This window comes from Rhizobium sp. Root1204 (genome assembly GCF_001424965.1).
Classification (GTDB): Bacteria; Pseudomonadota; Alphaproteobacteria; order Rhizobiales; family Rhizobiaceae; genus Pararhizobium.
This window is the reverse complement of record NZ_LMCZ01000005.1, coordinates 25,300-43,590: the sequence shown is the minus strand read 5'-3', so window position 1 is coordinate 43,590 and position 18,291 is coordinate 25,300. Positions and strand designations below refer to the sequence as shown.

The 18,291-nt window shown below is 60.4% G+C and carries 18 protein-coding genes; 10 read left to right on the top strand and 8 right to left on the bottom strand.

The window, feature by feature from the left end; all coding sequences use genetic code 11:
• Positions 1–27 precede the first annotated feature (27 nt).
• The 3 genes from ASC96_RS06705 to ASC96_RS06695 all read right to left on the bottom strand — a co-directional run bounded on the left by ASC96_RS06705 (position 28) and on the right by ASC96_RS06695 (position 1,225).
• Positions 28–408 carry a DUF6481 family protein gene (locus ASC96_RS06705; protein ID WP_037110249.1) on the bottom strand — a complete coding sequence of 127 codons (381 nt, stop codon included), beginning with the start codon at positions 406–408 and terminating at the stop codon, positions 28–30.
• A gap of 214 nt (positions 409–622) precedes the next feature.
• Entirely contained in the window at positions 623–838 is a 216-nt protein-coding gene (locus tag ASC96_RS06700; protein ID WP_037110505.1) for a hypothetical protein, read from the bottom strand.
• Positions 839–1,015: 177 nt separating this feature from the next.
• Positions 1,016–1,225: a cold-shock protein gene (locus ASC96_RS06695; protein ID WP_037110252.1), complete on the bottom strand. Its 210-nt coding sequence runs from the start codon at positions 1,223–1,225 to the stop codon at positions 1,016–1,018.
• Positions 1,226–1,635: 410 nt separating this feature from the next.
• Between ASC96_RS06695 and ASC96_RS06690 the strand changes: the two genes are divergently transcribed.
• Both ASC96_RS06690 and ASC96_RS06685 read left to right on the top strand, forming a co-directional pair.
• Positions 1,636–2,568 (top strand): VOC family protein, encoded by a 933-nt coding sequence (locus ASC96_RS06690; protein ID WP_060502276.1) that lies wholly within the window; start codon positions 1,636–1,638, stop codon positions 2,566–2,568.
• Between the two features lie 12 nt (positions 2,569–2,580).
• The gene (locus tag ASC96_RS06685) at positions 2,581–3,180 is read left to right on the top strand and encodes an alpha/beta hydrolase (protein WP_060502275.1); all 600 of its coding nucleotides are present in this window, start codon (positions 2,581–2,583) and stop codon (positions 3,178–3,180) included.
• 212 nt (positions 3,181–3,392) lie between these two features.
• Here ASC96_RS06685 and ggt read toward each other — a convergent pair whose 3' ends face one another.
• The 5 genes from ggt to ASC96_RS06660 all read right to left on the bottom strand — a co-directional run bounded on the left by ggt (position 3,393) and on the right by ASC96_RS06660 (position 10,573).
• Positions 3,393–5,138, bottom strand: coding sequence for a gamma-glutamyltransferase (gene ggt / locus ASC96_RS06680; RefSeq protein WP_060502274.1), 1,746 nt, complete (start codon positions 5,136–5,138; stop codon positions 3,393–3,395).
• A 108-nt stretch (positions 5,139–5,246) separates the two neighbouring features.
• Positions 5,247–6,626, bottom strand: coding sequence for an FAD-binding oxidoreductase (locus tag ASC96_RS06675; protein WP_060502273.1), 1,380 nt, complete (start codon positions 6,624–6,626; stop codon positions 5,247–5,249).
• Positions 6,623–7,798: an alpha-hydroxy acid oxidase gene (locus ASC96_RS06670; RefSeq protein ID WP_082511972.1), complete on the bottom strand. Its 1,176-nt coding sequence runs from the start codon at positions 7,796–7,798 to the stop codon at positions 6,623–6,625. The genes ASC96_RS06675 and ASC96_RS06670 overlap by 4 nt, the downstream gene beginning before the upstream one ends.
• A 275-nt stretch (positions 7,799–8,073) precedes the next feature.
• Complete coding sequence (locus ASC96_RS06665) at positions 8,074–8,991, bottom strand: dimethylarginine dimethylaminohydrolase family protein (protein ID WP_060502271.1); 918 nt, start codon at positions 8,989–8,991, stop codon at positions 8,074–8,076.
• A gap of 1 nt (position 8,992) precedes the next feature.
• On the bottom strand, positions 8,993–10,573 hold the full coding sequence (locus ASC96_RS06660) for a hypothetical protein (RefSeq protein ID WP_060502437.1): 1,581 nt from the start codon (positions 10,571–10,573) through the stop codon (positions 8,993–8,995).
• A gap of 165 nt (positions 10,574–10,738) precedes the next feature.
• Here ASC96_RS06660 and ASC96_RS06655 point away from each other — a divergent pair, with 165 nt between their 5' ends.
• The 8 genes from ASC96_RS06655 (at position 10,739) to ASC96_RS06620 (ending at position 18,267) form a co-directional block, all read left to right on the top strand.
• The gene (locus tag ASC96_RS06655) at positions 10,739–11,635 is read left to right on the top strand and encodes a LysR substrate-binding domain-containing protein (RefSeq protein WP_037110273.1); all 897 of its coding nucleotides are present in this window, start codon (positions 10,739–10,741) and stop codon (positions 11,633–11,635) included.
• Positions 11,636–11,754: 119 nt separating this feature from the next.
• Complete coding sequence (locus ASC96_RS06650; protein ID WP_060502270.1) at positions 11,755–12,828, top strand: ABC transporter ATP-binding protein; 1,074 nt, start codon at positions 11,755–11,757, stop codon at positions 12,826–12,828.
• Between the two features lie 67 nt (positions 12,829–12,895).
• On the top strand, positions 12,896–13,975 hold the full coding sequence (locus tag ASC96_RS06645; protein ID WP_060502269.1) for an ABC transporter substrate-binding protein: 1,080 nt from the start codon (positions 12,896–12,898) through the stop codon (positions 13,973–13,975).
• Positions 13,976–14,146: 171 nt separating this feature from the next.
• Complete coding sequence (locus ASC96_RS06640; RefSeq protein WP_060502268.1) at positions 14,147–14,974, top strand: ABC transporter permease; 828 nt, start codon at positions 14,147–14,149, stop codon at positions 14,972–14,974.
• 4 nt (positions 14,975–14,978) lie between these two features.
• Positions 14,979–15,785, top strand: coding sequence for an ABC transporter permease (locus ASC96_RS06635; protein ID WP_060502267.1), 807 nt, complete (start codon positions 14,979–14,981; stop codon positions 15,783–15,785).
• 76 nt (positions 15,786–15,861) lie between these two features.
• Positions 15,862–17,475: a 5-guanidino-2-oxopentanoate decarboxylase gene (locus ASC96_RS06630; RefSeq protein ID WP_060502266.1), complete on the top strand. Its 1,614-nt coding sequence runs from the start codon at positions 15,862–15,864 to the stop codon at positions 17,473–17,475.
• A 157-nt stretch (positions 17,476–17,632) separates the two neighbouring features.
• On the top strand, positions 17,633–17,866 hold the full coding sequence (locus ASC96_RS06625; RefSeq protein ID WP_060502265.1) for an AbrB/MazE/SpoVT family DNA-binding domain-containing protein: 234 nt from the start codon (positions 17,633–17,635) through the stop codon (positions 17,864–17,866).
• Positions 17,863–18,267 (top strand): type II toxin-antitoxin system VapC family toxin, encoded by a 405-nt coding sequence (locus tag ASC96_RS06620; RefSeq protein WP_060502264.1) that lies wholly within the window; start codon positions 17,863–17,865, stop codon positions 18,265–18,267. Before ASC96_RS06625 ends, ASC96_RS06620 begins: the two co-directional genes overlap by 4 nt.
• The last annotated feature ends 24 nt before the right edge of the window (positions 18,268–18,291 follow it).

The following is an 18,291-nucleotide window of genomic DNA, read 5'->3' as shown; positions in this document are numbered from 1 at the left end:
ATGGGTGATCCGGCCCTCATTCTCAAATCAGCGCTGGCGGGCTTTGCGCGCTGCGTAGCGGCGGTCGCGCTCGGCCTTGCGTTCAGCTTCGTCGGCGACAACGCGGGAGATGCGGTCACGTTCGGCCTGTTCGCGTGCTGTTGCTTCAGCCCGTGCTTCGGCATCGGCTGCTGCGGTCCGGGCGGCGGCTTCCGCGAGCTGACGCTCGTTTTCTTCCTGCTTCAGGCGATCGCGTTCGGCGCGGCGGGCTTCGCGCGCAGCCGTGTTGGCCTGACGTTCGGCAAGCTTGGCTGCCAGTTCCGGATCGTCAGCCTTCGGCGCCGATGCGAACTTCTTCAGAAGCTGCTGCTTGGCTTCGGCTGCGGCTTTGCGCCGATCGGCAAAGCCATTATCGGATGCGTGTCTCAATCTTCTTTGTCCTTGTCTGTTGTATTATCTGGGTCGGGAATGGCCGGGACAAATGGTCGCCTTGCCGTCGACATATGTGTCGTTTCGCATTTTGTGCCTTCCCAAGATAGAGTGGAAGCGCCAAAAAAATAGATAGGCTGCCGTCTTTTCCGTCCTATTTCACCAAGACTGAATAATAACAGCCATATGGTGGCTGGGAAATCACGCTAAACAGTCAGCGTTTTGCAGGTTTCCGTTCTGCGGCGGCCTTGGCGGTTGCCGCAGCTTCCTTTTCCAGCCGCAATTCGCGCAGCCGCTGTGTCTTTGCATCACGCTCGGCCGCAACGGCATCGATCTCTGAAATTGTCCGGTTGCGGGCCATGAACTGGGTCTGTGTACGGCTGAATGCCGTTTCCGCCTGGTCGCGGGCCTTGGTCGAATTCTCGGTCAAAATGATATCCTGGTGCTGTCGCACCGGCGTCTCGTCCAGATCGTTCTGTCGAATGCGGTGCGCAAATTGGCCGTTTGGCCAAGAAAAAAGGCCAGGCGCATTGCCTGACCTTCCATTGGATTTTGCCTCGTCAACGGTGCCAGTACATCCGTGGTCACCGGAGAGGGGCAATCCGATTTAAGCAGCCTGAAGCTGGCAAGCGGACATTTTGCCCGACTTGTTATCGCGTTCCATCTCGTAGCCGATCTTCTGGCCTTCGACGATTTCGCGCATGCCAGCCCGCTCGACAGCGGAGATGTGGACGAAAACGTCCGGACCGCCGTTGTCAGGCTGAATGAAGCCGAAGCCTTTGGTGGAATTGAACCATTTAACTGTGCCAGTGGTCATAACGAACCCTTTCAATAGCAACATGTATCCATCACCGTACGACGCACGGCGATCAGTAGTCTCGATTTTTGAAGGGGGAAGTTCGTCAGAGACGCGGCAAACGCGGGCAGAAACAAATATCAGTCAAACAACTATCGATGAACGTTGATATAGGTCGTCCTTTCCTGATTGTCAACTTTTAGTTTTTCTTGTTACTTTCGATAATCCATTAGGTTGTATTTCTTTCTTCTTCCCGCACTTTCGATAATTGCACGCGCCATCTGGCGACTCGCTTTCCTTGAACAGTGATTTTCCACTGTTCAACAGTTGGAGACAATGCGTCCAGACCTGCGCGTCTATCGCTGCTGGCGAAATAGGCACATCTATGTCTGCGAGACGAAGCCCCAACGCGGGCAGAAAGGGATCAGATCATGCTTACCCAGATCAAGGGACTGCACCACGTCACCTCGATGGCGGCAGACGCCCGGACCAACAACCAGTTTTTCACCGATACGCTCGGCCTGCGCCGCGTCAAGAAGACCGTCAACTTCGATTCGCCGGATGTCTATCATCTCTATTACGGCGACGAGACCGGCGCACCCGGATCGGTGATGACCTATTTCCCGTTCCCGGACATGGGGCCGGGCCGTCCCGGAACCGGCGAAGTGGGTACCACTGTGTTTTCCGTCCCTGAAGGCTCGCTTGGCTTTTGGAGCGACCGGCTGTCTCAGCGCGGCGTTTCAGGGCTCAAGACAGAAGAGATCTTTGGTGAAAAGCGCCTGAACTTTGCCGGTCCGGATGGCGACGGTTTTGCGCTCGTGGAGGTCCGCGACGACAACCGCCCGGTCTGGACTGCCAACGGTGTTTCCGAAGATCATGCGATCCGCGGTTTTCACTCGGTTGCCATGCGCCTTCGTGACGAAGGAGCGACAGCAGAACTGCTGAAGTTCATGGGTTACGAGACGCTGGATGCCAAAGATGGCGTCACCCGACTGATTGTGCCTGGCGGCAATGGAGCTGGTTTCATCGATCTCGAAACCATGCCGAACATTCAACGCGGCCTGCAGGGCGCAGGCTCGGTGCACCATGTCGCCTTTTCGGTCGAGAATCGGGAAAAGCAGTTGGAAGTGCGCAAGGCGCTGATGGATACGGGCTATCATGTCACGCCGGTGATCGACCGCGACTATTTCTGGGCGATCTATTTCCGCACGCCGGGTGGTGTTCTGTTCGAGATCGCCACCAATGAACCCGGTTTCAACCGCGACGAGGATACTGCGCATCTGGGCGAAGCATTGAAGTTGCCGCAGCAACACAAGCACTTGCGGCCGATCCTCGAGCAGCATTTGCAGAAGCTGGAAGGCTAACGGAGAGATATCATGACCGATTATGGCTATGTACACCGGCTAAAGAGCGGTGCACCCGGGAAACCGATCTTCTTCGTCTTCCACGGAACCGGTGGCGACGAGCGGCAGTTTTTCGACTTCGGCGGCGACCTGCTGCCGGATGCGACGATCGTCTCGCCACGTGGCGACGTATCCGAACACGGGGCGGCTCGCTTCTTTCGCCGCACCGGCGAAGGTGTCTACGACATGGACGATCTTTCCAGGGCGACCGGGAAGATGGCGGGGTTTGTCAGCGCGTTGGCGCAGGAGCACCAGGCCTCCGAGATCATCGGCCTTGGCTTTTCCAACGGCGCCAACATCCTCGCCAACCTGCTGATCGAGACGAACCTGTTTGACAAGGCGATCCTGCTGCATCCGCTCATTCCCTTCAAGCCGAAGGACAATGCGGCGCTGGCCGGCAAGAAGATCCTGATCACTGCCGGCCAGCGTGATCCGATCTGCCCGGCCCCATTGACCCAGGCCCTTGCCGACTATTTCGCGGCTCAGAAAGCGATCGTGGAAACCGAATGGCACACCGGCGGCCACGACATCCGCTCGAACGAGGTCGAGGCAATCAAGCGGTTTTTGGAGTGAAAGCGATTGGTCCTCTTCTCCTCGCTGGGGAGAAGCAACGCCGGATGAGGGGGACGCAGGAATGTTCATGGAGCTCCGGCTTCGCCGAAGCCCCCTCATCGCCTCGTTTCACTCGGCACTTCTCCCGGCTGGGGAGAAGAGGAAGTGCATACTGGATCACCCCAACCCGGCACTGTGTGCCGACCCTCCCCGCAAGGGGAGGGTGAAACTCCTCAATATCCCCGCGCCGCCCCCGAGGCCGCACGGCTGTCCATGGCGCCATTGTAGCGGGCGCCGCCGCCTTCCTCGATCTCGGCCAGATTCTTACCCCCGACGAGGATGCCGGCTGCCTGGCCCCAGATGGTCCAACTTGGATCGATAGCGACATCATGGCCCATCTCGGTCAGGAGCTTCAGCGTATCGGACGACAGCGCGAAGGGCTCCATGTAGACTTTGTCGGGCAGCCATTGGTGATGGATGCGCGGTGCGTCGATGGCTTCCTGAATGCTCATGCCATGGTCGATGACGTTGATGATCGCTTCCAGCGTGATGGTGATGATGCGCGCCCCGCCGGGGCTGCCGATGATCATGAACGGCTTGCCATCCTTGGAAATGACCGTCGGGCTCATCGACGAGAGCGGCGTTTTCTTCGGCGCGATCGCATTGGCTTCACCCTGGACCAGGCCGTAGAGATTGGGCGATCCCGGCTTGGAGGTGAAGTCGTCCATCTCGTTGTTCAGCAGGATGCCGGTTCCGGGCGCCACGACGCCGGCGCCAAACGAGCCGTTCAACGTATAGGTGACCGCAACCGCGTTGCCGTCATGGTCGATGATCGAATAATGCGTCGTCTCGGTGCTTTCGCCCATGCCCTTCGGCATCAGGTTCTTTGAAATTCCGGCCTTGAACGGATTGATCTTGGCGCGGATTTCCTTGGCATAGGCCTTGTCGGTGAGTTTTTCGACGGGGTTTTCGACAAAGTCCGGATCGCCGAGTGCCGAGTTGCGATCGACATAGGCGTGACGCATCGCCTCGACCATGGCATGCACGGTCTCGGCGGAACCATAGCCGAGATAGGATAGCGGGTAGCCTTCCAGCACATTGAGGATTTCGCAGATGATGACGCCGCCGGAACTTGGCGGTGGCGAGGAGGCGATCTCGTAACCGCGATAATTGCAGGTCACCGGTTTGAGTTCGCGCACCGTATATTGCTCGAAATCAGTTTTTGCGAGAATGCCGCCGGACGCAGCGCTCGCCTTGACGATATTGTCGGCAATCGCGCCCTTGTAGAAGGCATCCGTGCCCTTTTCCGAAATGCTGGTCAGGCTTGCGGCCAGTTCCGGCTGGACCAGGGTTTCGCCGATCGAAAAGGTCTTTCCATCCGGCTTGAGGAAGATCGCGGCCGCCGCCTTGTCCTTGGAGAGTTTCTTGGCGCCATTTTGCAGCGAGGCGACATCGCCCTGATCGAGCACAAAGCCATCCTTGGCAAAGCGGATGGCAGGCGCCAGCAGGTCCTGCCGTGCCAGCGTGCCGTATTTTTCACGGGCCGTCTCAAAGCCCATGACCGAGCCGGGAACGCCGACTGCCAGATAGCCTGCGGTGCTGGCGCCTTTGACGATCTCGCCCTTGTCATCGAGATACATGGTCTTGGTGGACGCCAGCGGCGCGCGTTCGCGGAAGTCGAGGAACGTGGTCTTGCCGTCCTTCAGCCGGATGGTCATGAAGCCGCCGCCGCCGATATTACCGGCGGTGGGATAGACGACGGCCAGCGCATAACCGACGGCAACCGCCGCATCGACGGCGTTACCGCCTTTCTTCAACACCTCGACGCCGACTTCGGAGGCGAGATGCTGGGCGGTGACAACCATGCCATGCTCGGCCTTGACAGGCTCGGGCGCGGCGGCGAGCACCGGCGACAGCGGCAAGAGGGCGATGGAAACGATAAGCGCGGCAATCGCGCCGGTACGGGGGTGAGGCAGCATGGTGTTCTCCCGGTCCGGTTTTCGGATCGGCCATCTTCGCCGAGATCAGCCGGTAATGCCAGCTTTTGCTATGCTGCAAGGCCACATATCGCCGGATCTGTCTCCCTGCTATCGTGGTGGCGGGATGACCTTGCCGGGATTCATGATGCCGTTGGGATCGAGCGCGGCCTTGATCCGGCGCATGACGCCGATCTCTTCTTCGCTGCGCGAATGGTCGAGGAAATCGCGCTTCAGCGTGCCGATACCGTGTTCGGCGGAGATCGAGCCTTTGTATGTGCGGACGAGATCATAGGCGATGGCGTCGATTTCGTGCAGGTCGTGTTCGCTTGGGGTCTCGACGCCGATGGCTACGTGCAGATTGCTGTCACCGACATGGCCGAAGAACGACACATGGGCGGCCGGAAAGCGGGCAAGCAGGGCTTTTTCGCAATCGCCGGCGAAAGCATCGAGCTGGCCGACCGGCAGGCTGACGTCGAGATTGATCAGGCCGGGCAGGAGTTGATCCATCATGTGCCCCTCGCGCACCGACCAGAAAGCGCGGGCTTCCTTTTCCGACTGGGCGACCAGCGCATCGGTGACGAGGCCATTCTCAAAGGCCTGACCGAGGAAGGTTTCGAAACGCTCCTTGTCTTCGTCGCTGCCATCGACATCCTGCTCGATGATGACAAAAAACGGATAGGCCCTGTCGAAGAACGTCAGGTTGAGTGCTTCGGCATTGAAGCGGAAATAGCTTTGCCACATCGCCTCGAAGGCTGACAGGCCGGGCAACCCGCGTTGCGCGGATTTCAGCAACGTGACGACTTGGTCGTAATTTTCGATGGCGCACAGTGCCGTCAGGCGGGCAGCGGGAAGGGGCCGTAGCCGCAGCACGGCGCGGGTAACGATCCCCAAAGTGCCTTCCGAACCGATGAACAGCTGGCGCAGATCGTAGCCTGTATTGTTCTTGGTCATCCGGTTGAGCGACGACAGCACGGTGCCATCAGCCAGCACGGCCTCAACGCCGAGCACGTTGTCGCGGGTGACGCCATGGCGGATGACGCGGATGCCGCCGGCATTGGTGGAGATATTGCCGCCGATCTGGCAGGAGCCGCGGGCGCCGAGATCGATCGGCAACAGGAACCCGGCGGTTTCGGCGACCAGTTGCGCCACTTCCAAAGGTGTGCCGGCCAGAACCGTCATGGTGCCGGCAGCCGTATCGATATCCTCGACACCGGACATGCGTTCCAGTGAAATCGCGATATCGCCCGAGCGTGCATTGGCACCGCCGGCAAGACCGGTCAGGCCGCCCTGCGGCACGACAGGCTGGTGGTGGCGATCGCAGATGGCGAGCGCTGCTGCGACCTGCTCGGTGCTTGCTGGACGCAGTACGGCGAGCGGCAGGAACTTGCCGGTGCCACTGGCATCGCTGCGGTAGCGGCCGCCAATGGCATCGCCGGTGAGCACCACATCCGTGCCAAGAGCTTCGATCAGGTTATCGATGACGGTCATGGCTGGTGTCTTCCATAATTCTGGGTGGGAGCATGGAGGAAGGACGACAACTCCGCAACCGTCCGGCAGCCGAGCTGGGCCATCGTGCTGGAGAGTTCGGCCTTGAGGATATCAATCAGATGATCGCCACCCGGAGCGCCCATTGCGGCGCTGGCATAGACGAACGGGCGGCCGATCAGGACGAAATCGGCGCCGAGCGCCAGCAGGCGGGCGACATCGAGACCGGAGCGGATACCGCCATCGGCGGCGATCAAAGCATCGGGGCCCAACGCACGGCGGATAGTGGGCAGAACGGAGACGGCGGTGGGGGCGGCATCGAGCTGACGGCCACCGTGATTGGAGACGATCAGACCGTCGGCACCCATCTCCAGATAGGCCTGCGCTTCCGAAACATCGAGCACGCCCTTGATCAGGAGCTTGCCTTTCCAAGCATCGCGGATGCTGCGGACACGCTCTGCACCCAGGTGGCCGGTCATGACACGGCCGACGAATTCCGCCGACTGCTTCAACGACGAACCCTTCGGATAATAGGGCGACAGGTTTTCGAAGTCGGGAATGCCGTGGCGCAGCACATGGCTTGCCCAATGCGGATGCGTGGCGATCTGGAACATCGTCTTCAGATCGAGGATAGGCGGCACGGACATGCCGTTGCGGATGTCGCGCTCACGGCGGGTGGGGGCGGGGATGTCGACGGTGAGTACCAACGTCTGATAGCCGGACCGCGCCGCCCGGGCGATCATGTCGGCTTCCATCGCGAGATCGTTTGGCGGATAGAACTGGAACCAGCCATTGTCGCCGGTAATAGGGCCGATGGTTTCCATGGAACGGTTGGCAAATGTAGAGAGCACATGCGGGATATTATGGGCCTTGGCCGCTTCAGCCAGCGGCACTTCGCAGCCGGGCCAGAGCAGGCCAGCGAGCCCCAGCGGAGCGACGCCGAATGGCGCGTCGAAACGTTTTCCGAACAGGGTGACGCCCAGATCCGGCGAAGGGGCTTCCGAGAGATAGCGCGGCATCAACTCGATGGTGTCGAAGCTTTCGACGTTGCGCCGGACGTTGCTTTCCCGGCCAAGGCCGCCGATCAGATAGTCATGCACGAACCCCGGCATGCGTCGCGCTGCGGCCTTCTCCATATCGGGAATGCAGGGAAAACGTCTGTTCAGGTCTGTCATGCTTGGGTCCGGATGCTCCTCGAATCGCCGGGAACCTTAGCGGGTTTGGTGGGGCTGGAGAAAGCCCTGCAACTCCATTGTCAGTCGGTTAGAAGAGCAATTCCGCCTGGCATTTTGGCCGGTTCGGACCTCTTCTCCTTCTCCTCAGCGGGGGGGAGTGCCGAACGGAGTGAGGCGATGAGGGGGCGGTTCGGCAAACTCGTCAATGAATGGCTTCGCCCCCTCATCCGTCCCTTCGGCCCCCCTTCTCCCCGATGGGGAGACGAGCGACGGTTTTACGCCGCTTCCCTCACCAGAGCCTGCGCCATGCAGTGAATGCCGCCACCGGTTTTGGAGATTTCACTCATGTCGATGGCAGCGACCTCGAAGCCGCGGGCGCGCAGTTTTTCGATCAGGGTTTTCGATGACGTCGGTGCGATAACGCGGTCGCGGCCCAGCGACATGAAATTGCAGCCGAGCGCCATCGTATCCTGGAAGGGAACGTCGATGATCTCGTGGCCCTTGGCCTTCAGCCAGTCGATGATGCCTGGTTCCGTGCAGGCAAGGCACACGGCCGTCAGTTTCGGCGCGATGGGCACGACCATCAGGTCGATATGGACGTAGTATTCGTCGATGAAGGCAAGGCGCGTTTCCCAGCCTTCCTTCTTGAACCAGTCTTCAACTTGGCGGGCGCCTTCCTCCTGGGTGCGGGCGCCGCCGCAACCGATCAACACGCAACCATCCTCGATGACGTTGAAGTCGCCACCTTCGAAGGTGCCGGCCGTCACCATGTCGTAGATCGGGATGCCGAGTTTTTCATAGGTGCGGATGGCCGCATAGTTTTCGCCGCGCCGCCACCAGTTGGCCATGGCGGTGATGATGGCCCCATAGGGGGTCATGACGCTCGAATCGCGTGAATAGACCTGCATCGGCAGTTCCGGCGTCGGCTCGTGCCAGTGAATTTTCACGCCGAAATGCTCATAGGCTGACACCAGTTCCTTGTGCTGCGATTGCGCCACCTGGATGTTGCAGGGTGCCTCGCGCAGGTGTTTGCGCGACAGCGAGCTGGTGGAGAGATGCCGCAGATGCGCCGGCGATCCGAGCAGCACGTCGGTCAACGGATCGGTTTCGTTCTTGAAGCCCCAGCGGGTGAGGGGCGCGGTTCCACCCTTCGGGTTACGGCGCTGAAGCGAAAAGGGTTCGTTGAACTGCATGTCATGCCTCCGGGGTTGCGGGTTTGGGGATCCACCAGTCGCGGCCGCGGGCGGTGGTCACATATTCGGGCCAGCGGAAATGGATGGGGGGTGCGTAGTCACAAAGGGGCGGGATCCATTTCGATCCGCCAATGCCGCCGCCAGTGCGCTCATTGAACTCGGTCTTGGCAGCGGCGCGAACCGTCTCGTCTTCCAGAAGCCGGATGGCCGACAGGGAAAGGGTCTTGGCCGCGCAAAGGACCGTCGGGTCGATCGTGGCGGGAATGCCGCCGAGCGCATTGGAGACCCAGACGGGATAGGTGTAGCCGGATGGCGCTTTCAGCGCCGGGCGTGCGATGTAGAAGCGGGCGGTCGGGGCGTGCCAGCTCATATCGGTGTAATCGTCGGAGGTGGAATTCAGCTGCGAAGGGGCGAGGTCGCGGCGCAGGATGGCTTCGGCGTCCTGCGGTGAAATCAGTTTTTCCATTTCGTCGATGAACGGCTGGGCCATCGCTTCGACGCCAAGATTGGCCTGGATTTCGCGGCCGACGGTCCTTGCTGCCTCATCCCAACGTGGCGGACCGGCGGTTTGCAAGGCATCCCAAACGAGATTGGCCATAGCGTGGTTTGCAAGACCAGGCCGGGATTTCGAGACCCAGTGGCGTTCATACCGGCAGCCGGTCATGGCGGCGGCCGCAGCCGCATTGCGGTCCAGGACCGACGTCACCTGTTCGGCCATGGCGATGGTCGGCACGCGGATCATGTACTGGATCTCGGCAAGGCCGGCAGGGAGATTGTCGGCGGTCGCCTGGCCTGCCGTCAGGATTGCCTCGCTGATCGACCAGCCGCCCTGATGGGTGAGCATTGAATCGCGCAGGGCCTTGGAAGCCATATACATCGTCATTAGCGCATCGTTGGCGCCGGGTGCACGCACGGCGGAATGGGACTGCGGGATTGGCGCATCGTCGCTGCGGCCCCAGGCTTCCGGTTGGTCGCAGATGAAGCGGTAGATCATCGAATAGGCGGCGCCGCAGTGCGTGTCCCAACGCACGGTATTGCACATTGGCAGCATATAGAACGGATGGAAGGAAAACATGCCGTCCAGGCCGTCATAGTAGCCCTTGGCCGCGTGGATCGGCTTGGAACCGCGCACTTTTTCCGCGGGTTCACCGGTGAAGCGTAGCGTACCCTTGATGCCGTGCCGTTGCATCGCCGCCTTGGTGGCGAGCAGGCCGCCGAGCGAACCGATGCCGAGCGCCGAATGCGGATCGGTATGGCCGCCAGCCTCGAAGCTCAGGCCGCCGCGTGGCTCTTTTTTGGTCGTCGCGGCCTGGCAATTGCCGGGGACAGCGTCGTATTCCGCATACATGCCGATCATGGGACCGGGACCGTTGCTCCATTCGGCACAAAAGGCCGTCGGCATTCCGGCTGAACCTTCCTCGACGGAAAAGCCCTGTTTGCGCAGCAGATCGACATACCAGTCGGCGGATTCATATTCGCGCCAGGCGGTTTCACCAAACGAGAAGATTTGGGCAGTCCAATCTGACAATTCGGCCCGGATGGTCTCGAGATAGGTCAACGCAAATGACTGGGCGGCAGATATCGGCACAGCGGCTTCGTTTCGCTGGAGGGATCGGCTGAGGTACTACGGTGAGTTAAGCGCCGATCCGACTTTTGAAAAAGTGAAATGTTTTCCCGCCTTCGACAAATTAAGTTCGCCAATGCTCAAAAACCGGACTAGCTTTTCACTCTGATCAGGAGGGAGCCGATGCAGAGAATTCCATCGACGCAGGCTTTGCGCGCGCTCGAAAGCTTCGCGCGGCACGGCACTGTGTGGAAAGCGGCCGACGAGCTGAACCTGACGCGCAGTGCCATCAGCCATCAGTTGCGCTTGCTGGAGCGGGAGCTCGGCTTCCAGATTTTCAACCGGGTCGGCACGCGTATCGAGTTGACGGAGCAGGGGCTCGGCTATGCCGCCGATATCAGGCAGGCGCTGAACGCCATTGCGGGTTCTGCTTCACGTCATGCCAGCCGCGGCGTCAGTGGTTCGATCACTGTCAGCTGTCCGCCGGGTTTCGCCTCCAACTGGTTGTGCAATTACATTTCCCACTTTCGCGATGCCTATCCCGATGTGCGGATTTCCATCGTCACTCCACGCCGGTTGGACGATATCAGCAATCCCGATGTCGATGTGTTCATCGCGTTCGGCACGGGAAACTGGCCGTCGATGCAGGTGGAGCTGATCATCGAAGTGGAGTTTGCGCCGCTCTGCAGTCCGGCTTTACTGAACAAGATCGGTGGTCTCAATGGCCCGAACGACATCAAGAAGATGTGCCTGCTGCACCTCACAGATTATGAGGATTGGGAGACCTGGCTCGCCTTGGCGGGGGTCGATCAGAGCTATGCGTCGACCGGCATTGTCTTCTCCGACATGAACCTGGTTTTCGCCGCGACATTGTCGGGGCAGGGCGTTGCGGTTGGCGACCGTTTTACCTGCCGGCACGCCATGAACAGCGGCCAGTTGGTGCAGCCGTTCGATATCAGCATCAATTCCAGCCGGTCCTATTATCTGGTGACATCGGAGGCCAAGGCCGACAATCAGGCCGTCGTGGCGTTCAGTTCATGGCTGCGCTCCGAGATGCTTAAAAATGACGCAGATGCCTAGCCGCTCGCTCACGGATCAGGCGGCTTTTGGCAAATTATATTTGTCCAAGCGGGGAAAAGATTTCGTTTGTCCTGTTGCTAAAACGCCCATACGATTTCGGTGTTGGAAAAGGAGCGTCTATGCGGAGCGGACACGAGGCGGCCGAAATCACAGCGAACGGAATAGGCAAGGCCTATGGGGATTTCCATGCCCTGCGCGATATTTCACTGACCATCGGCTCCGGTGAATTCCTCACGCTCCTTGGCCCTTCCGGCTCCGGCAAAAGCACTTTTCTGATGATCCTGGCGGGCTTCGAGACGCCGACATCCGGAACCCTGAGCAAGAACGGCGCCGATATCACAGCCGTACCAGCCGAGAAGCGTGCCTTCGGTATGGTCTTCCAGGGATACGCGCTGTTTCCGCACATGACGGTCGAGCAGAACATCGCCTTTCCGTTGCAGGTGCAGCGCCGGACCGACGCCGATATCAAGCGCAGCGTCGATCGGATCATCGATCGCGTCGGCCTTCGCGGGCATGAGAAAAAGCGGCCGGCGGGCCTGTCCGGCGGACAGCAGCAGCGTGTTGCCCTCGCGCGCGCCCTGGTATTCGAGCCCTCCGTGCTTCTGCTCGATGAGCCGTTTTCGGCGCTCGACAAGAACCTGCGTTCCTCGATGCAGGAAGAAGTCCGGCGGCTGCATCAAGAGACGGGTACCACCTTCGTGTTCGTTACCCATGACCAGTCCGAGGCCTTGGCGCTCTCGACCCGTATCGGCATTTTCAATCAGGGACAGCTGCAGCAGATCGGCACACCGAAGGATGTTTATGAACGTCCGGCCAACCGGTTTGTCGCGGAGTTTCTCGGTGACGTGAATTTCCTGTCGCTATCCTCGGTCAAGCCAACGTCTGATGGTGCAGAGGGACTGTTTGAGGGGCATCCGATGCGGATCTGTGCGCCCGGCCAGTCTGTCAGCGAACATTTCGCCATCCGGCCAGAGCATATGGTGATGTTCGAGCAGGCTCCGGCAGAAGGAAACATGCTGAAGGCGGAGATTGGCGAGATCACCTATCTCGGCGCCGAAACCCGCTTTGGCCTGAAGACGCCGGGTGGCATCGATCTCGTTTTGCAAATGCCGACGCGGGAGGTGAAGAGCGCTTTCCAGCCGGGACGGCAGGTCTGGGCCGGTTGGCCAACCAATCAGGGTTTCTTTCTGTAAGTGCTTTGTAGTGCGTGACACGAGCGACGCCGATAAAGGCGCGCCGCAAAAACCAGAGGAGAACGGCATGAGCGAAATATTGGCCAATGGCGGCATGTCCCGCCGCAGATTCACCCAGCTGGCGGCGTTGTTTCTATCGGTCAGCCCGATCGCGCTTGGCGCAACGCGCGGCTGGGCAGCGGAAGGCGAACTGGTCTTCGTCAACTGGGGCGGCGATGCAGGCCCCGCCTATGACAAGGCCTATGGCGCGCCCTTCAAGGAAGAAGCCGGCATCACGGTGAAGCAGGACGGCTCCGGCCCGACGGAAGGTGCTGTCGCGGCGCAATTCTCAAGCGGCAAGCCTGCCTGGGATATCGTCGATATCGACCCCTTCTCAGCAGAGGCGCTCGGCAAAAAGGGCATGATGGAGCCGATCGACTATGCGATCGTCGATAAGACGAAGATGCGTGAGGGCTTTGGCTGGGAATACTCCGCCTCGTCCTATTTCTTCTCCTATATCATCGCCTATGACGCTTCGAAATTCGGTGACAAGGTGCCGACCGGCATGGCCGACTTCTTCGATGTCGAAAAGTTCCCCGGCAAGCGTTCGCTCTATAAATGGGGGGCGGGCATGTGGGAAGCAGCGCTTCTCGCGGATGGTGTCGAGCCAGCAAAACTCTATCCTCTGGACCTCGAACGCGCCCACAAGAAGCTTGCTGCCTTCAAGGACAATGTCGTTTCCTATTGGGGCGGCGGCGCCGAAAGCCAGTCGGTGCTTCTGAATGGGGAAGCCTCAATGGCGCTGATCTGGTCGACCCGCGCCGGGCTGATCGAAAAGGATTCCGGTGGTTCGATCAAGTTTGTCTGGGATCAAGGACTGATTTCGCCCGGCGCCATGGGCGTGATCAAGGGCAATCCCGGCGGCAAGGACAACGCCATGAAGTTCATCGCTTCGGCGCAGGACCCGAAGAAGCAGGTGATCATGTTCGAGATGCTTGGCCAGGGCCCGGCAAACCCGGCGGCCGACAGCCTGCTCTCGCCGGAACAGGCGCGTCTCAGCCCCGTCGATCCGGCCAACATGTCCAAGCAGATCGCACTCGATATGAGCTGGTACGAGACCCATTACGGCCCGGCGCTGGATGAATATACGAAGATCATTTCGGCGTAGTTCGGACAGCTCCCTCCCCCTTGTGGGGAGGGTTGGGGAGGGGATTCCTTTTCAGCGGCAAAACCCCTCCCGGCCCTGCGGGCCACCCTCCCCACAAGGGGGAGGGATCGCTCCGAACCCGCTGTAACCTTTTGCCGGAAACATTTGATCGCGCACCGGAAAGGAGCCGCCATGAAATCCGATAGACTGAAACCGGCGCTCCTGCTTGGCCCCCTCGTTTTGTTTCTCGGCTTTGCCTATCTCGTGCCCTTTCTCGGCGTCATGCAGTGGAGCGTCACGCTGCCAGAGCCTGGCTTCGGGCAATATGGCAAGGCGGTGACCGATCCGCTGATCCAGTCGGTGTTTTTCCGGACCTTCCGCATCTGCCTGATCGTCACCATCTGCGCCGTCGCGGCCGCCTATGCGATTGCCTATGTCTGGGTGCGTGGCACGCCAGCGCAACGGCTGGTGACGGAACTCTGTATCCTCATTCCTTTCTGGATTTCGGTGCTGACCCGCGCATTCGGCTGGGTGGCGCTTCTGTCCAATCGCGGGCTGATCAATACCTGGCTGCAAGCGACCGGCATCATTTCCGAGCCGCTGACCATGGTGCGTAATGAATTCGGCGTCGTGCTCGGCATGATGCATTTCCTTATTCCATTTGCGGTCTTTCCGATCGCCTCGGCGATGCGCAGCCTTGATGAGCGCGTCTTTCTAGCGGCCCGCGGTATGGGCGCATCGCGGCTGCGCATTTTCTGGTCGATCTTCGTGCCGATGACAATGCCGGGCATTCTCGGGGCCGGGCTGATGGTTTTCGTCTTTGCGCTCGGTTTTTTCATCACTCCGGCGATCCTCGGTGGTGGCCGCAGCGTCATGATCGCTGAGCTGATCTATCTGCGCCTGTTCCAGAGCCCGGACTGGGGCCTGGGAGCCGCCATCAGCGTCATCCTGATGTTGATTGTCGGAGCGCTCCTGATCCTGATGCTGCGGCTGGTGCGGCCCAATAAGATGCTGGGTTGAGCCGATGTCGATGAGACCCACGCCGATTGCCATTTTCTTCGCCTTTGTGGTGGCTCTGTTCCTGCTTCTGCCGCTGATCGCCGTCGTGCCGGTGTCATTCACCCCGGCGCGCTTCCTGTCGATGCCGACTAATGTCTGGTCGCTCAGGCACTATCAGGCCCTCCTCGACAACCCGGCCTGGCTGCAGAGCATCTGGCTCAGCCTGCGTATCGGCATCCTCAGTTCGGTAATCGCGACGCTTTTGGCGCTGATGTTCAGCCTCGGCATCTGGATGTTCCGGCCGTGGTTCGGCAGCCTGCTGTTCGGCTTCGTGCTTTTGCCGATGGTCGCGCCGCCGGTCGTTTCGGCCATCACGCTGTATTTCTTCCTGACGACGCTTTCCAAGGTCAACGATATCGTTGCCTATGACACGTGGGTTGGCGTCGCCGTCGCCCATGCGGTGATGATTGCACCGTTCGCGGTGGTAATGATCACCGTGGCATTGGCACAGGTGGACCGGCGGATCGATCTAGCGGCGCGGGGTTTTGGCGCTTCCGTCAGCCAGCGGGTGTTCAAGGTCATCCTGCCGAACATCAAGTTTGGCATCTTCACCGCCTTCTTCCTGTCCTTCGTGCTTTCCTGGGAAGAAATCGGCGTAACGCTGTTCATCACCAGCGTCGATGCGGTCACCCTGCCGCGGATGATGTGGATGGGGTTGCGCGACAATATCGATCCGGCCATCGCGGCGATTTCGGTGATCCTGATTGTCATCGTCATCGCGGTCATTCTGGCGAAGACCGCCTTCACCCATAAGTTTTCCCGGAAGACCTGAGGCTGATCATTCCCGGATGGTAGGCACCGATGAATTATACAATCGTATAACAGTAGATGAGACGAGGAATACCCGCATGATCAGCACCGGCATGTACCTGACGAAACTGCTGACATCCTATGGCGTCGATACCGTCTTCGGCATTCCGGGGGTGCACACGGTCGAGCTATATCGCGGGCTGGCGGGCAGCGAGATTCGGCATGTGACCCCGCGCCACGAGCAGGGGGCGGGTTTCATGGCCGATGGCTATGCGCGGGCGACAGGCAAGCCGGGTGTGTGCTTCATCATTACCGGGCCGGGCATGACCAACATCGTCACTGCGATGGGGCAGGCCTATGGCGACAGCATTCCGATGCTGGTGATTTCGACCGTCAACGCCCATGGCCGGATGGGCTCGGGCGAGGGGTGGCTGCATGAACTGCCGAACCAGCAAGCGCTGGTGAGCGGTGTTTCTGCCTTCAGTTGCACCGTCAACCGGCCGGAGGATCTAGCTCCAGCCTTGGCGCGGGCCTTCGCCATCTTCGACAGTGCCCGGCCGCGGCCGGTGCATATCGAACTGCCAATCAATGTCATGCTGGCTCCGGCGGATCATTTAGCCGTGCCGGAAAAGCCTGTTCGCTTGGCGCGACCGGCTGGAGACGCAAATGCGTTGAACGCGGCAGCGGCGCTGCTGAATAGGGCCAAGGCTCCGGTCATTCTGGTGGGCGGCGGGGCCATCGGTGCGGCGGCACAGATCCGGGCGCTCTCGGAAAAGCTCGATGCGCCTGTCGTGATGACCACCAATGGCCGGGGCATCCTGCCACCGGGGCATACACTGGCGGTCAATCTTTCGGCCAGCCTGCCGGCCACCCGGGCGCTGATCGAGAGTGCCGATGTGGTGTTCGGCATAGGTACCGAACTCGGACCGACCGATTACGATTTTTATGAGGACGGATTCTTTTCCATTCCTGGTACCTTCGTTCGTGTCGATATAGATCCGGCCCAGTTGATGCGGACACGGGCGCCCGAGGTCGGCATTGTCGGAGATGCGGCGGCATGCGCGGCGACCTTGTTGGATCTGGTCTCGGCGGGGTCGCGGGAGGGGCCTGCTCGGGCAGCGCAGGTCGAAACGCTTGTTCATCGCGATGTTCCCGCCGCCATGCTTGATGATCTGATCATTCTTGAGACGGTCCGCGATACCTTGCCGGACGTGCTGATCGCCGGGGATTCGACGCAGCTCGTCTATGCCGGAAACACCGCTTATGAGGCAGCCTCGCCTGGCTCTTACTTTAATTCTGCAACCGGTTACGGCACACTTGGCTATGGCCTTCCAGCGGGCATCGGCGCCAAGATCGGTCAGCCGGAACGTCCCGTTGTGGTGCTGGCGGGAGATGGCGGGCTGCAATTTTCACTGGCCGAGCTCGCCTCGGCAATGGAGGCAAAGGCGCCCGTCATCCTGATGCTGCACGACAATGGCGGCTACGGCGAGATCAAGTCCTACATGGTCGCCAAGAACATTCCTCCGCTCGGGGTTGATCTGCATACGCCGAATTTCATCGCCATCGGCCGTGCCTATGGCTGGCATGCGGAGCGGCTGGAAAGCTTCGAAGCCTTGAAACCGGCGCTGGAGGCGGCGCAGGCGCGCAGTATTCCGACGATGCTGGTCTTTGGCGACGCCGTTCGAGCTCAAGCGGCAAGTGGCAGACGCTGATTAGCCGATAGGTGCTGCGGCCGGACACAGGATTCTGACTCTCGACCGTCGGCCACGCGTCGCTTGTGCCTGGTCTTGATGACGTTGCGCGCCAACTATCTTGAAGTCGGCCAGCCGATGTAATACCTTTGTAAAAATATTCCTTACCGAGGTTGAGATGAGCGCGACAGTGACGACGAAGGGGCAGGTGACCATTCCGAAGCCGGTGCGGGATTTTCTCGGTATCGTGCCGGGAACGCGGGTGGATTTTCAGCGCGCTGCCGATGGCAGTGTGGTTTTGACCCGCGCCGACGAAAAGCGTCCCGCAAGCCGTTTCAGCAAGCTGCGTGGCCATGCCGGCAAGGGCTTGAGCACCGATGCCGTCATGGCGCTGACGCGCGGTGACGAGTGACGCTGGTCGATACCAATGTCCTGCTTGATGTGGTGACCGACGATCCGAACTGGTCGGACTGGTCGATCGAACAGCTGGAAGCCGCCGCCTTGCGCGGCCCGCTCCTCATCAACGACGTCGTCTACGCCGAACTGGCGGTGCGCTATGAACGGATCGAGCGGTTGGAGGCATTTCTTGCCGAGGCCGGGATCGAGATGGCCGCCATGCCGCGCGCGGGCTTGTTTCTGGCAGGCAAGGTCTTTCAGAAATACCGCAAGGCTGGTGGGTCGCGCGCCGGTGTGCTGCCGGATTTCTTCATCGGCGCGCATGCGGCTGTCGAGAAGCTGGGTCTTCTGACCAGGGATACGGCGCGGTACCGGACGTATTTCCCGACTGTAACGTTGATCGCACCGGACCGGTAGGCGCGACGCTACGCCATCCCGCCA